This window comes from Sphingomonas sp. (assembly GCF_029239295.1).
In the GTDB taxonomy this organism is placed as follows: domain Bacteria; phylum Pseudomonadota; class Alphaproteobacteria; order Sphingomonadales; family Sphingomonadaceae; genus Sphingomonas.
This window is the reverse complement of sequence record NZ_JAQZBC010000003.1, coordinates 158,130-172,525: the sequence shown is the minus strand read 5'-3', so window position 1 is coordinate 172,525 and position 14,396 is coordinate 158,130. Positions and strand designations below refer to the sequence as shown.

The following is a 14,396-nucleotide window of genomic DNA, read 5'->3' as shown; positions in this document are numbered from 1 at the left end:
GGGCCATGGATCTTTCGCTCAGCGACGAGCAGGTGATGCTGCGCGACACGCTCACGCGCTATCTGGCGCAAAGCTTCGCGTTCGATCCGCATCGCCCGCGGGATGCGAAGGCACTCTGGCAGGCGCTGGGGCGTGATCTGGGCGTGCTGGGTGCGGCGTTGCCGGCGGAAGCCGGGGGCCTCGGCGGCGGCGCGGTCGAAACCATGGTGATCGCCGATGCGCTGGGCGAGGCACTGGCACCCGTTCCCTATATCGAAACCGCGGTGATCGCGGCCGGCCTGCTGAGGCGGGCAAGCGGAGAGCGCGCCGGTGCGCTTCTGCCGCAGCTCGCCGATGGCAGCGTCCGCGCCGTGCTGGCCGCGGGCGAAGCCGACAGCCGGCAGGCGCTGGAGGCAGTCTCGACCATTGCGCGACAGAGCGGAAACGGTTGGACCCTTGATGGTGAGAAGGTTGTCGTAGCCGGCGCGCCGGGGGCAGACTGGCTGCTCGTCACGGCCCGCACCGCTGGCAGCGCGCGCGACGTGCGCCGCGTGTCCCTGTTCCTGGTACCCGCCGATGCCGTTGGCCTGTCGCGGCATGATTATGCGCTGATCGACGGGCTACCGGCCTCCGACCTGACGTTCACTGCCGTCACCGTGCCGGCCGACGCACTGCTCGGCGAGGAAGGCAGCGCACTGCCGCTGTTGGAACAGGCGCGTGATGAGGGGATCGCCGCCCTGTGCGCGGAGGCCGCCGGGCTCGCCCGCAAGATGCTGAACGATACCGTCGCCTACACCAAGGAGCGCGAGCAGTTCGGGCAGCCGCTCGCCAGCTTCCAGGCGCTGCAGCACCGCATGGTCGATATGTTCATCGCCGCCGAACAGGCGACCTCAGCCGCCTATCTCGCGGCGCTTCATGTGGAAGGCCCGGCGGCGCAGCGATCGCGAGCCGTCGCGGCGGCAAAGGCAACCGTGTCGGACGCGGTCCGTTTCGTCGGGCAGAATGCAGTTCAGCTGCACGGGGGGATGGGCATGACCGACGAACTCGCCGTCGGCCATTATTTCCGCCGCGCCACTGCAATCGAGCAACAGTTCGGCGCGACTGATCACCACGCCAAACGCTATGCTGCGCTGATGCGCCAAGAATTGGCCATTTGACCCATCCCCCCCTTTCCCGCGCACTGCGGAAAAGGGGGGAATGCCGTTACAGCACGAAGCGGCTGAGATCGGTGTTGCGCGCCACACCGGCGAGATGCTGCTCGACATAGGCCGCATCGACGATGACCGAGCTGCCCGCGCGATCCTCCGCCTCGAAGCTCACTTCTTCCAGCAGCTTCTCCATCACCGTCTGCAGCCGGCGTGCACCGATATTCTCGATCTCGCCATTCACCTCGGCCGCGATCCGCGCAACCGCGCGAATGCCATCCTCGGTGAAGCTGACCTCAACGCCCTCGGTGCCGATCAGCGCCTTATATTGCGCCGGCAGCGATGCCTTGGTGTCGGACAGGATGGCGACGAAATCGTCCTCGGTCAGGCCCTTCAGCTCGACGCGGATCGGCAGGCGCCCCTGAAGCTCGGGCAGCAGATCGCTCGGCTTCGCGACATGGAACGCGCCCGACGCGATGAACAGGATATGGTCCGTCTTCATCGGGCCGTATTTGGTCGAGACGGTCGTGCCCTCGATCAGCGGCAGCAGATCGCGCTGCACGCCTTCGCGGCTCACCGATCCGCCGCGCACGTCGCTGACCGCGATCTTGTCGATCTCGTCGAGGAAGACGATCCCGTTCGCCTCGGCATCAGCCAGCGCCACGCGGCTCACTTCGTCCTGGTCGAGCCGCTTGTCGGCCTCTTCCTCGACCAGCTTTTCCCATGCTGCCGGCACCAGCAGCTTGCGCCGCTTGGTCTGCCCGCCGCCCAGCTTGCCGAACATCTCGCCTAGGTTGATCATCCCCATCTGGCCACCACCCGGCATTTCGAACGGCATCTGGGGCGCGACCTGAAGCTCAAGCTCGATCTCGGTCTGGTCGAGATGCCCGTCGCGGAAGCGCTGGCGGAAGCTTTCGCGCGTCGCGGCGCTTGAATCCTTGCCGACCAGCGCATCGAGCAGCCGGTCCATCGCCGCTTCCTCGGCCTTGTCCTTCACCGCGTTGCGGCGGCGTTCCTTTTCCAGCCGCACCGCTTCCTCGACCAGGTCGCGCGCGATCTGCTCCACGTCGCGGCCGACATAGCCGACCTCGGTGAACTTGGTCGCTTCCACCTTCACGAACGGCGCATCAGCCAGCTTCGCCAGGCGGCGGCTGATCTCGGTCTTGCCGCAGCCGGTGGGACCGATCATCAGGATGTTCTTGGGCGTCACCTCGTCGCGCAGATCGGGGCTAAGCTTCTGCCGCCGCCAGCGGTTGCGCAGTGCCACCGCCACGGCGCGCTTCGCGTCCTTCTGGCCGATGATATGCGCATCAAGCGCGGCGACGATTGCCTTGGGGGTAAGTGTGTCCTTCATCGTGCCCGCATATCGGGGCGCGGCGGCAGGGGATCAAGCGGGCGCGCGTGCCTTCACGCCTCCCGCACGATACCCTTCAGCCGATAGAGCTGGTCCAGCGCCTCGCGAGGGGAGAGCGCATCGACATCCAGATCCTCCACCGCCGCGCGCAGCGGATCCACCGTCTCCTCCGGCACGGCGGCCGCAGCGGCGGCAAACAGCGGCAGATCGTCCAGCCCCGCGGCCAGCCCGCCCGTCTTGGCGCGCCCCGCCTCCAGCTTCGCCAGCACCGCCTTCGCGCGCGCCACCGTCGCCGGCGGCATCCCGGCCAGCCGCGCGACGGCGAGGCCATAGCTGCGATCCGCCGGCCCATCGGCCAACTCGTGCAGCAGCACCAGCTCGCCCTTCCACTCGCGCGCCCGCACATGGTGCAGCGACAGCGCGTCGCAGCGCTCCGCCAGCCGCGTCAGTTCGTGGTAATGCGTCGCGAACAGGCAGCGGCAGCGATTGTCCTCATGGATCGCCTCCACCACGGCCCAGGCGATCGCGAGCCCGTCATAGGTCGACGTGCCGCGCCCCACCTCGTCAAGGATCACGAAGCTCTGCGGCGTCGCCTGCGCCAGGATCGCGGCGGTCTCCACCATCTCGACCATGAAGGTCGATCGCCCGCGCGCCAGATTGTCCGACGCGCCGACGCGGCTGAACAGCCGATCGACCAGCCCCAACGTCGCGCTCGTCGCGGGCACATAGCTCCCGGCCTGCGCCAGCACCGCGATCAGCGCATTCTGGCGCAGGAACGTCGACTTGCCGCCCATGTTCGGGCCCGTCACGAGCCACAGCCGCGACGTTTCGGACAGCGTACAGTCGTTGGCGACGAACCGCTCGCCTGCCTTCGCCACTGCCGCCTCCACCACCGGATGCCGCCCGCCGATGATCTCGAAGCACGGATGCTCCACCAGAGCGGGCCGCGCCCAGCCGCCCTCCGCCGCGCGCTCCGCCAGCCCGGCCGCGACGTCCAGCCGCGCCAGCGCATCCGCCGTCGCCGCGATCGGCTCGGCGCGGGCGAGCGCAGCCGCGATCAGATCCTCGAGATGCGCCGCCTCCGCCGCCACCGCATGCGCCCCCGCCTGCGTGACCCGGCTCGCCACCTCGTGCAACTCGGGCGCGTTGAAGCGCACCGCGCCCGCCATCGTCTGGCGATGGGTGAAGCCGCTGTCGGGCTTCATCAGCGCCTCGGCATTCTTCGCCGGCACCTCGACATGATAGCCAAGCACATTGTTGTGCCGGATCTTCAGCGCGTTGATCCCGGTCTCGGTGCGATAGCGCGCCTCCAGCGCCGCAATCGCCTTGCGCCCGCCCGATCCCGCATCGCGCAGGTCGTCGAGCGCCGCGTCATAGCCTTCGGCAATGAAGCCGCCGTTCGCCGCGTCGATCGGCGGCGAAGGCACCAGTGCGCGCTTGAGGAGGTCGATCAGCTCGCCATGCCCACGCAGCCGCGGGGTCAGCTGAGCGAGCAGATCGCTGCCTGCCCCGTCCACCAGCTGCGCCTCGATCGATTGCAGCGTCTCCGCCAGCAGCCACGCGCCGTCCAGTCCGTCACGCAGCTGCCCCAGATCACGCGGGCTGCCTCGCCCCGCCACCAGCCGCCCGATCGCGCGGCCGATATCGGGCAGCGCACGCAACCGCTCGCGCAGCCGGGCGCGCATGTCGCCATCGTCGTGGAACAGCGTCACCAGCGCCAGCCGCGCCTCGATCGCTGCCCTGTCCATCAGCGGGGCACCGATGTCGGCCGCCAGCAGCCGCGCGCCCGCCCCGGTCACCGTGCGGTCCACCGCATCGAGCAGGCTGCCCTTGCGCGTGCCGCCGGCGGTGCAGGTCAGCTCCAGGCTCTCGCGCGTCGCTGCGTCGATCGCCATCGTCTCGGCGCTGCGGCGGATCACCGGCGCGCGCAGGAACGGCAGCGTGCCCTTCCCATTATGGTCGAGGTAGGCGATCAGCCCGCCCGCCGCGGCCAGCATCGCGCGATCGAACTGGCCGAAGCCGTCGAGCGTCGCCACGCCGTGCAGCCGCTTCAACCGCTCCTCGCCCCGCGCGCTGTCGAATTCGCCGCGCGGCCGCCACACCGTCGCCGGCGCGTCGCTCCCTTCCGCCGCGACCACTTCCGCCGCCGCCAGCCGGGCAAGCTCCGCGCCCAGCGCCTGCGGCGAACAGGCGATCACCTCGAACCGCCCGGTCGACACATCGGCTGCCGCGATGCCGACGCCGCCCGCCACCTCGCCCACCGCCACGCACCAGTTCGCCGCGCGCGCATCGAGCAGCGCTTCCTCGGTCAGCGTCCCCGCGGTGACGAAGCGGATGATCGCGCGGTTCACCAGCGCCTTCGATCCGCGCGCCTTGCGTGCTTCCTCCGGACTTTCGGTCTGCTCCGCGATCGCCACGCGGTGCCCCGCCTTGATCAGCCGCTGGAGATACGCCGTCGCCGCATGCACCGGCACGCCGCACATCGGGATCTTCTCGCCGGCATGTTCCCCGCGCGCCGTCAGCGCGATGTCGAGCACGCCGCTCGCGATCCGCGCATCCTCGAAGAACAGCTCGAAGAAATCACCCATGCGATAGAACAGCAGGCAATCGCCCGCTTCTTCCTTGAGCGCCAGATATTGCGCCATCATCGGCGTGGGAGCGGTGGGTTCGGCCATGGTTTCCGGGTGTCGAAACGGATGAGATGCGGATGCGGGTAGGCGGGCGTAGCGCCGCCGGGCGGGTCCCCCCGTCTAGCCAGACATGCCGCCGCTGACGAGTGGCGCTTTGGCCGCAAACATCGGGACGCACGCTCGCCCTGCCGCTATTAAGGTGACGCCGAAGGAGCCGCGCCATGACATTTGCGACCGCCACCATCCCCTCGCCCACCGGCGATCTCACGCTGATCGCCAGCGACGCCGGGCTTGCCGCAATCCTGTGGGATGACGATGCGGCGATGCAGGCGCGCTATGCTCCGCGGCGCGCGGATCCGGATCATCCCGTCATCGCTGCCGCCGTCAGCCAGCTGGAGGAATATTTCGCCGGCACGCGCACCACCTTCGATCTGCCGCTCGATCCGGTCGGCACGGAGTTCCAGCGCGACGTGTGGCGCGCGCTTCTCACCATCCCTTATGGCGAAACGCGCAGCTACGCCGACATTGCCCGCGCGATCGGCCGCCCCACCGCCACCCGAGCAGTCGGCGCTGCGAACGGCCGCAACCCGATCCCCATCGTCACGCCGTGTCACCGCGTGATCGGCAGCAACGGCACGCTCACCGGCTTCGGCGGCGGACTGCCGAACAAGCAATTGCTGCTCGCGCTCGAACGCGGGGAAGCCGCGCTGCTTTGAACCGAAACCGGCGGTTTTCATCCTCCCGCCTTCCCCCTAAAGGTCCGGCTCGAAACCTTCGGCCGGGGGCGCAATGACCGACAAGACCAGCAACACCATCCAGTTCTCGGAGCGCGAGGCGCTCCTGTTCCATTCGGAAGGGCGCCCGGGCAAGATCGAGATCATCGCCTCCAAGCCGATGGCGACCCAGCGCGACCTGTCGCTGGCCTATTCGCCGGGCGTGGCGGTGCCGGTTCAGGCGATCGCGGACGATCCCGCCAAGGCCTATGACTATACGGCCAAGGGCAATCTGGTCGCGGTGATTTCCAACGGTACCGCCATCCTGGGCATGGGCAATCTCGGCGCGCTCGCGTCGAAGCCGGTGATGGAAGGCAAGGCGGTGCTGTTCAAGCGCTTCGCCGATGTGGATTCGATCGATCTCGAAGTCGCGACCGAGGATGTCGACGCCTTCATCAACTGCGTCGCGCTGCTCGAACCCTCGTTCGGCGGCATCAACCTTGAGGATATCAAGGCGCCGGAATGCTTCATCATCGAGCAGACGCTGCGCGAGCGGATGAACATCCCGGTCTTCCATGACGACCAGCATGGTACCGCGATCATCACCGCCGCCGGCCTCATCAATGCGTGCCTGCTGACCAAGCGTTCGCTGCGCGACATCAAGATCGTCGTGAACGGCGCCGGCGCAGCGGCCATCGCCTGCACCGAGCTGATGAAGGCGATGGGCGTGCAGCATGACAATGTCATCATGTGCGATCGTACCGGCGTCATCTACCAGGGGCGCGAGGATGTGAACCAGTGGCAGTCCGCCCATGCCGCCGTCACGGATCGCCGCACGCTGACCGAGGCGCTGCACGGCGCCGATGTGTTCCTCGGCCTGTCCGCCGCTGGCGCGCTGAAGCCGGAGATGGTGAAGGACATGGCGCCCGCGCCGATCATCTTCGCCATGGCCAATCCGGAACCGGAAATCCGCCCCGAGCTCGCCAAGGAAGCGCGTCCCGACGCGATCATCGCCACCGGCCGGTCGGACTATCCCAACCAGGTCAACAATGTGCTGGGCTTCCCGTTCATCTTCCGCGGCGCGCTCGACGTGCGTGCCTCGGCGATCAACGATGCGATGAAGATCGCCGCCGCGCAGGCGATCGCCGAACTCGCACGGGAGCGCGTGCCCGAGGAAGTCGCCGCGGCTTACGGCGTGCAGCACGTCTTCGGTCCCGAATACATCATCCCGGCGCCGTTCGATCCCCGCCTGATGGAGATCGTCCCCGCCGCCGTCGCGAAGGCAGCGATGGATTCCGGGGTCGCCACTCGTCCGATCCTCGACATGGAGGGGTATCGCCAAACGCTGCGGGCGCGGCTGAACCCGACCACCTCGGTCCTCAGCCTCGCCTATGAAGGGGCGCGCGCCCATCCCAAGCGCGTGCTGTTCGCGGAAGCGGAGGAAGAAGTCGTGCTGCGCGCCGCGATCGCCTTCAAGGAAGGGGGCTATGGCACGCCGGTGCTAATCGGGCGTGACGACGTGCCCGATCGCCTGCGCGCGCTCGGCATCCAGAATCCCGAGGAATATGAACTGCACAACAGCCGCGTCTCGCCGCTGGTGCCGCAGATGGTCGACTTCCTCTACGCCCGCCTCCAGCGCCGCGGCTATCTGCGCCGCGATTGCGAGCGGATGATCAACCAGGATCGCAACATCTTCGGCGCCGTGCTGCTGCAGCTTGGCCATGCCGATGCGATGATCACCGGCATCACCCGCACCTGGGCGCAGTCGATGCGCGAGGTGCGCCGCGTGATCGATCCGGAGGCCGGCCGCACGCCGTTCGGCATCCACCTGATGGTCGGGCAGAGCCACACCGTCTTCATCGCCGACACGACGATGAACGAGCGGCCCACGGCCGAGCAGATGGCCGATATCGCCGAACAGACCGCCGCGGTGGCGCGCCGCATGGGTCACGAACCGCGTGTCGCCTTCCTTAGCTATTCGACCTTCGGCAATCCCAAGGGGACGTTCCTTGAGCGTATCCGCGATGCCGTGACCGAGCTCGACAAGCGTAATGTCGGCTTCGAATATGAGGGGGAAATGACGCCCGACGTCGCCCTCAACCCCAAGCAGATGGCGAATTACCCGTTCGCGCGCCTGTCCGGCCCGGCCAACGTCCTGATCATGCCGGGGCTTCAGACCGCGCACATCTCCGCCAAGTTGCTGCGCGAACTGGGCGGCGACAGCGTGATCGGGCCGATGCTGATCGGCATGGAAAAGCCGGTGCAGATCGCACCGATGACCTCAACCGCCAGCGATCTGATGACGCTGGCCGTCCTGGCCGCGGGTGGAATCGCCCGCTGACGCAACAGGATACCGGGCGGCGCGGCGCTGAAGTGCCCGCCGCCCGCCTCTTTCCGTAGAGCGACCGGCGCCTCCAGCGCCGTTCGGGATCGGCGCGAAGTCAATATCAGTCGCGCAACCATTCGCCCGCGCCAGCCATTACCGTTTCATCCAAAACAAGACGGAGGAAACGATGCGGAGTGTTGCGTTGGCCGCGATCGGTGCGGCGGTGATGGTTACGGGGTGCACGGGCGACGATGGTCCGCGTCGCGGCTGGGGCGGCGGCTACGGCGGCTACGACTACAACCGGCCCGATCCCGCTTACGGCGACTATGATGCGTCGCGCTACTATCGCGACGACCGCCGCTATCGCGAACGTCGCCTTTCGGAAAATGACCGCATCTATGCCGGCCGCGATGGCCGCTATTACTGCCGTCGTGATGACGGCACGACCGGTCTGATCGTCGGCGGCATTGCCGGCGGCGTGCTTGGCACCATCATCAAGCCAGGTGGCTCGGGCGTACTGGGCGCGATCCTGGGTGGTGCGGGCGGGTCCGCGCTGGGCCAGGCGATCGACAAGAACAACGTTCGCTGCCGTTAAGCCGATGGCCGCACTCACCCGTTCGTCGCGACGGACGGGTGAGTGGGCGGCGAACTAACGCGAGTGACTTAAACCCTCTTCCCTCCAAGCGCGCGACACGGCATCGTGCTTCCCGAGCGGCAAAGACCGCAAGCGGAGAGAGTGGATGAGCAAGCGGATCGCGGTAATCGGTGCGGGAATGGGCGGCTTGTGCGCCGCCATCAAGGGCCGCGAGGCGGGCCACGACGTCACCGTGTACGAACATGCCGATTCGGTAGGCGGCACCTGGCGCGCCAATCGCTATCCCGGCGTCGCCTGCGACGTGCCGGCGATCCTCTATCAGTTCAGCTTCGCGCCCAATCCGAACTGGAGCCACAATTACGCGCGTGGTCCAGAGATCCACGATTATACCAAGAGCCTCGTCGACCAGTTCGGCCTGTCCGATGCCCTGCATCTGAACGAGGGCGTGACCAAGGCGGTGTGGAACGACGGCGATGGTACCTGGACCGTCGAGACCGAGAAGGGCGCACGCGAGACCTTTGACGCGATCGTACCCGCGCTTGGCCAGCTGAGCCGGCCCTGCTTTCCCCAAATTCCCGGTGTGCACGACTTTGCGGGCGCGAAATGGCATGCGGCGGCATGGGACGACAGCGTCGACCTGACCGGTAAGCGCGTCGGCGTGATCGGATCGGCGGCAAGCGCGGTGCAGCTGATCCCAGAAGTGGCCAAGGTCGCCGGCGAGCTGGTCGTGTTCCAGCGTACGCCCAATTGGGTCGTCCCGCGCAACGATCAGCATGTGACGCCCGAGACAAAGGCGCTGATGGCGACCAACCTCGAAATGGCGATGAAGCTTGGCGCGCAGCAGCGCGCCGCGATCTTCGACAATGCCGACAACTACTTCTGGCAGGCGTTCAAATGGACGCCCGAGGGGCGCGCGGCTTACACGCGCACGGCGCTGGATCATCTCGCCGCGCAGGTGCCCGATCCGGAGCTACGCGAGAAGCTCACGCCCGATTACCCTATCGGCTGCAAGCGCATCCTGATCACCGACGATTTCTACCCCGCGCTGATGCGCGACAACGTGACGCTGGAAACCTCCGCGATCGAGCGGATCGAGACCAATGGCGTGCGCACCAAGGATGGCTTCCACGAACTCGACGTCCTGATCTTCGCCACCGGCTTCGAAACGACGCAATGGGACTGGTCGATGGAGGTCGTGGGCGAAAATGGTCAGACGCTAAAGGAGACATGGAAGGACGGGCCGGAGGCGTATCTCGGCATCATGGTGTCGGGCTTCCCCAACATGTTCATGCTCTACGGCCCGAACACCAATCTCGGCCACAATTCGATCAGCTTCATGATCGAGCAGCAGGTGGGCTACATGCTGAAGACGCTGGCCGAATTGGAGGCAGAGAAGGCCAAGGCCGCAGGCGTGACACCCGACGGACAGCGCCGCTTCAACGATCGGATCACGCAGTTGCTGTCCGCCACGGTATGGGCGGATCCGCACTGCCGCAGCTGGTACAAGGCCGCGAACGGCCGCGTGTATCAGAATTGGGCGGGGGATTGCGCAAGCTACGCGGCCGAAACCGCGGAGCTTGACCGCGAGGCCGTCGCGCTCCGCTGAGTCACTTGCCCGCCTATCTGCCCGGCGGAAGGGGGGCCGTGGGTGTCAGCCGTCGCTGACGCGTTCAATATCCGCGCCGACGGCCGACAGCTTCTCTTCCAGCCGCTCGTACCCGCGGTCGAGGTGATAGACGCGATTGACTGACGTCTCGCCCTCTGCGGCGAGGCCGGCGAGGATCAGGCTCATCGAGGCGCGCAGGTCCGTCGCCATCACCGGCGCCCCGACCAGCCGGTCGACACCGCGCACCACCGCGGTCCTTCCGGTAACGGTGATGTCAGCGCCCATTCGCGCCAGTTCGGGCACGTGCATGTAGCGGTTCTCGAAGATCGTCTCGGTCAGCACGCTCGCGCCTTCGGCCTTGCACAGCATCGCCATGAACTGCGCCTGCATGTCGGTGGCAAAGCCGGGGAAGGGCGCGGTGGTCAGCGTCAGCGGCTGGAGCGGCCCCTGCGCGGTTACGCACACCGCATTTTTCTTCAGCTCGATCAGCACGCCGGCATCCGCCAGCGCGGCCAACGTAGCGCCCATGCTTTCGGCATCGACGTTGACCAGTTCCAGGCTGCCGCCAGTGATCGCCGCGGCGCAGGCATAGCTGCCCGCCTCGATCCGGTCGGGCATCACGGCATAGGTGGCACCGTGCAGGCGATCGACGCCCTCGATCTCCAGTGTCTCGGTGCCGATCCCCTCGATCTGCGCGCCCATTGCGACCAGGCAGCGGCACAGGTCGACGATCTCGGGCTCGCGCGCGGCATTTTCGATGCGCGAGCTACCCTTCGCCGTTACCGCGGCCATCACGACGTTCTCGGTGGCGCCGACCGACACGACCGGGAAGCGATAGCGCCCCCCGCTCAGCCGGGCACTGCCCGACGCCGTCTTGGGCGCGCGCGCAGTGACATAGCCCGCACTCATCTCCAGTTCGGCCCCGATTGCCTCCAGCGCCTTCAGGTGAAGATCGATCGGACGGTTGCCGATCGCGCAGCCACCCGGCAGCGACACGCGCGCTTCGCCGGCCCGCGCCAGGATCGGCCCCAGCACGAGGATGGACGCACGCATTTTTCGCACAATGTCATACGGCGCCTCGGTGGACGTCAGTTGACCCGTGCGGATCGTCATCACCCGCCCGAATTCGTCGGGGCGTGTGCCCTCGATCGCGGTCGATGCGCCGAGCTGATTGAGCAAGTGACCAAAGCCATCGACATCGGCCAGACGCGGCAGATTCCGTAGCGTCAACGGCTCATCCGTCAGCAGCGCACAAGGCATCAGGGTGAGCGCTGCGTTCTTGGCGCCAGAGATCGGCAGCTTGCCCGACAGGCGATTGCCGCCGCGAATAAGGATACGGTCCATCGGGGTGCATCTACCGAACCTGGCCACGCTCGCCAAGCGACGGCCGCGTAACGATGTTGATCGACTTTAATGCGGCACCAGCCCCGACACGACTAGCGTTCTCTGTTCCCAAGGGGGCTCTTCACGCGTGCCAAGTAGCTGTTTTGCCGAACGTCTCGGTGACTTTGTCCCGTTATCCAATTGCGAGCGCGCAGCGTTGCTGCGGCTGGAGGAGCGTGAGCGCGCGTTGCGGCGCGGCGCCACGCTGGTGCGCGAGAATGATCCGGCGGGGGAGCTGTTCATCCTGCGCAGCGGGATGATGATGAGCTATGTCATCCTGCCCGATGGCAGTCGCCAGATCCTGCGCTTCATCTTTCCCGGCGATGTGATCGCGCTGCCGGCACTGGTCTTTTCGCGCGTGCCCGAGACGATTGGCGCGCTGGCGGACAGCGTGGTGTGCCCGTTCGATCGACCGCTGATGACTCGGCTCGCGCTGGAACAGCCGCGCCTGTTCACCGTGATCGTCGCCTTCGACCAGGCCGAACGTGCCATGCTGACCGATCGGATCGCCGCGCTCGGGCGCACCTCCGCCAAGGCGCGCGTCGCGTCGGTTCTGCTGGAAGTTCGCAATCGCCTGCGCCGGCTCGATCCCACGATCGACAGCAGCTTCATCCTGGGATTGACGCAGGAAGAGATCGGCGACGCGACGGGGCTTACCGCCGTGCACGTAAACCGCATGCTGCGGCAGCTGGAGAATGAGGCATTGATCCGCCGCGATTCGGGGCGCGTGACCTTCCTCGACGAACAGCGGCTGGCGCGATCGGCCAATTACAATGATCGGTTGTCGGGGCTAGACCTGTCCTGGCTGCCCCCGGCCGCCTGAGCTTTCAGGCGGCGGTCAACCGACGAGGCTGACCCGACCGCCTGCGTGGCGCTCCAGCCGTCCCGCGATCTCCAGTTCGAGCAATACCATCTGCACGACAGCGGCGGGGACACCCGATTGGCGGATCACTTCGTCGACCGGGGTCGCAACTGGGCCAAGCAGCGCGACGACGCCGCGTCGCGCCTGATCGTCGGCATCAGCCGGCGGCTGCACCTCGAACGGCAGAACGGGCGCGCGTACCACCCGCGGGTCGAACGGGCGGATCTGCTCCAAAACGTCCTGCGCATTCTGGATCAGCGTCGCACCGTCGCGAATCAGCAGATTGCATCCTTGCGCGCGCGGATCCAGCGGGCTGCCGGGCACCGCCATCACATCGCGTCCCGCCTCGCCGGCCAGACGCGCGGTGATGAGCGACCCCGATTTCGGCGCCGCCTCCACCACCATCGTGCCATGCGCCCAGCCGGCGATGATCCGGTTGCGATGCGGGAAGTGACGCGCGCGCGGTTCGGTGCCGACCGGCATTTCAGCGACCAGCAACGCCTCTGCCGCGATCCGTTCCTGCAGTGCCGCGTTCTCGGGCGGATAGGCGACGTCGATGCCTCCGGCGATCACCGCGACCGTGGCCGGGCCGGCGCCGACGTGTGCAGCTGTATCGATCCCGCGCGCGAGGCCCGACACCACGACGGCGCCTTCGCTGGCCAGATCGTGCGCCAGCCCGCGCGCGAACCGGCACGCCGCCGCCGAAGCGTTGCGCGCACCGACGATCGCAATGCTCGGGGCGGCGGGATCGGGAATGCACCCGCGTACCGTCAGTACGGCAGGGGCATCGGCCAATGTCGCCAGCAGCGGAGGATAGTCGCGATCGCCCTGAAAAATGTGCCGGGCGTCCAACCTGGCGACCTGCGCCACCTCGCGCTCGATCACTCGCGGGTCGGCTGGTGTTCGCACCCGGCCACCGCCGCGGCGCGCGAGTTCAGGCAGCGCCTCGATCGCGGCGCGGGCGGTGCCGAAGCGGCGCAACAACTGGCGATAGGTGACCGGACCAACGCCGGCAGTTCGGATCAACCGCAGCCGATCGGCCACATCGTCCGCCGCGGCGGCGCTCACCTGCTCCGGATCGGCGTCAGCCACCCTTGGAGCCGACGCGCGGCTCGGCCCCGTCGAGCAGCCGCCCGATATTCTCGCGGTGCTTCCAGATGACGATCAGCGCCAGCGCGAGAAGCAACGGCACCAGATCGAAGCGATCGAACACGGCCGCCGCAACCGGCGCGCTCGCCGCCGCCGCCATGCCCGCAACCGAGGAGATGCGCAGCGTGGCGAGCAGGCCAAGCCATACCACCGCATAGACCAGCGCCAGCGGCGGATGCAGCGCCAGCACGATGCCCATCAGCGTCGCCACGCCCTTGCCACCGCGAAAGCGCAGCCAAACGGGGTAGCAATGTCCGACGAATGCGCCCGCTGCGGCCAGTTGCTCATTGCCCGGCAGCAGCGCCGCGACGATCACAACCGCCGCCCAGCCCTTGGCAAGGTCGAGCAGCAGCGTGGCCGCTGCCAGCCCCTTGCGCCCCGTCCGCAATACATTGGTCGCGCCGATATTGCCGGAACCGATCTGCCGCAGATCGCCGGCACCACTGGCCCGGGTGAGCAGGACACCGAAGGGGATTGACCCCAGCAGATAGCCAATCACCAGCGCGAGTGTTGGCGGCCCCCAGATGATCTCAGTCGGCAGTGACGATTCCTCCGTTGGTTGTGACGTTAGCCTAACGAAACGCCTGTTACTACTAACCTACATCAGTATAAGGTGCGCGAATGCCGCGGGTTTGCAGGTCCTGTGCCGCCATC

Annotated in this window: 11 protein-coding genes; 6 read left to right on the top strand and 5 right to left on the bottom strand. The window is 67.4% G+C overall.

Translation table 11 applies throughout. From position 1 onward, the window contains the following. Window positions 1-5: 5 nt before the first annotated feature. Window positions 6-1,136, top strand: a complete 1,131-nt coding sequence (locus K0S66_RS04680) for an acyl-CoA dehydrogenase family protein (protein WP_301073977.1) — start codon at window positions 6-8, stop codon at window positions 1,134-1,136. Window positions 1,137-1,182: 46 nt separating this feature from the next. Here K0S66_RS04680 and hslU read toward each other — a convergent pair whose 3' ends face one another. Both hslU and mutS read right to left on the bottom strand, forming a co-directional pair. Beyond that, a complete protein-coding gene (gene hslU / locus K0S66_RS04675) occupies window positions 1,183-2,478 on the bottom strand; it encodes an ATP-dependent protease ATPase subunit HslU (RefSeq protein WP_301073976.1) in 1,296 nt (431 codons plus the stop codon). 53 nt (window positions 2,479-2,531) lie between these two features. Next, a complete protein-coding gene (mutS, locus tag K0S66_RS04670) occupies window positions 2,532-5,126 on the bottom strand; it encodes a DNA mismatch repair protein MutS (RefSeq protein WP_301074040.1) in 2,595 nt (864 codons plus the stop codon). A gap of 203 nt (window positions 5,127-5,329) precedes the next feature. Here mutS and K0S66_RS04665 point away from each other — a divergent pair, with 203 nt between their 5' ends. From K0S66_RS04665 to K0S66_RS04650, 4 genes are all read left to right on the top strand, one after another. Beyond that, window positions 5,330-5,824 (top strand): methylated-DNA--[protein]-cysteine S-methyltransferase, encoded by a 495-nt coding sequence (locus K0S66_RS04665; protein WP_301073975.1) that lies wholly within the window; start codon window positions 5,330-5,332, stop codon window positions 5,822-5,824. A 73-nt stretch (window positions 5,825-5,897) separates the two neighbouring features. Further along, entirely contained in the window at window positions 5,898-8,162 is a 2,265-nt protein-coding gene (locus K0S66_RS04660; protein ID WP_301073974.1) for an NADP-dependent malic enzyme, read from the top strand. 172 nt (window positions 8,163-8,334) lie between these two features. Continuing rightward, complete coding sequence (locus K0S66_RS04655) at window positions 8,335-8,742, top strand: hypothetical protein (protein ID WP_301073973.1); 408 nt, start codon at window positions 8,335-8,337, stop codon at window positions 8,740-8,742. Window positions 8,743-8,887: 145 nt separating this feature from the next. Then, window positions 8,888-10,348, top strand: coding sequence for an NAD(P)/FAD-dependent oxidoreductase (locus K0S66_RS04650; protein ID WP_301073972.1), 1,461 nt, complete (start codon window positions 8,888-8,890; stop codon window positions 10,346-10,348). Window positions 10,349-10,393: 45 nt separating this feature from the next. On the opposite strand, the gene murA is transcribed toward K0S66_RS04650, so the two are convergent. Continuing rightward, window positions 10,394-11,692, bottom strand: coding sequence for a UDP-N-acetylglucosamine 1-carboxyvinyltransferase (murA, locus tag K0S66_RS04645; RefSeq protein WP_301073971.1), 1,299 nt, complete (start codon window positions 11,690-11,692; stop codon window positions 10,394-10,396). 196 nt (window positions 11,693-11,888) lie between these two features. Here murA and K0S66_RS04640 point away from each other — a divergent pair, with 196 nt between their 5' ends. Continuing rightward, the gene (locus tag K0S66_RS04640) at window positions 11,889-12,554 is read left to right on the top strand and encodes a Crp/Fnr family transcriptional regulator (RefSeq protein WP_301073970.1); all 666 of its coding nucleotides are present in this window, start codon (window positions 11,889-11,891) and stop codon (window positions 12,552-12,554) included. Between the two features lie 15 nt (window positions 12,555-12,569). Here the strand turns inward: K0S66_RS04640 and dprA are convergent, their stop codons facing one another. After that, window positions 12,570-13,685, bottom strand: coding sequence for a DNA-processing protein DprA (dprA, locus tag K0S66_RS04635; protein ID WP_301073969.1), 1,116 nt, complete (start codon window positions 13,683-13,685; stop codon window positions 12,570-12,572). Then, window positions 13,678-14,283: a glycerol-3-phosphate 1-O-acyltransferase PlsY gene (plsY, locus tag K0S66_RS04630; RefSeq protein WP_301074039.1), complete on the bottom strand. Its 606-nt coding sequence runs from the start codon at window positions 14,281-14,283 to the stop codon at window positions 13,678-13,680. Before plsY ends, dprA begins: the two co-directional genes overlap by 8 nt. Window positions 14,284-14,396: the final 113 nt, after the last annotated feature.

Coding starts and splice junctions, on each gene's coding strand:
- K0S66_RS04665 (WP_301073975.1), top strand. CDS start 5,330: ATGACATTTGCGACCGCCACCATCCCCTCGCCCACCGGCGATCTCACG.
- murA (WP_301073971.1), bottom strand. CDS start 11,692: ATGGACCGTATCCTTATTCGCGGCGGCAATCGCCTGTCGGGCAAGCTG.
- K0S66_RS04680 (WP_301073977.1), top strand. CDS start 6: ATGGATCTTTCGCTCAGCGACGAGCAGGTGATGCTGCGCGACACGCTC.
- hslU (WP_301073976.1), bottom strand. CDS start 2,478: ATGAAGGACACACTTACCCCCAAGGCAATCGTCGCCGCGCTTGATGCG.
- mutS (WP_301074040.1), bottom strand. CDS start 5,126: ATGATGGCGCAATATCTGGCGCTCAAGGAAGAAGCGGGCGATTGCCTG.
- K0S66_RS04655 (WP_301073973.1), top strand. CDS start 8,335: ATGCGGAGTGTTGCGTTGGCCGCGATCGGTGCGGCGGTGATGGTTACG.
- K0S66_RS04650 (WP_301073972.1), top strand. CDS start 8,888: ATGAGCAAGCGGATCGCGGTAATCGGTGCGGGAATGGGCGGCTTGTGC.
- K0S66_RS04660 (WP_301073974.1), top strand. CDS start 5,898: ATGACCGACAAGACCAGCAACACCATCCAGTTCTCGGAGCGCGAGGCG.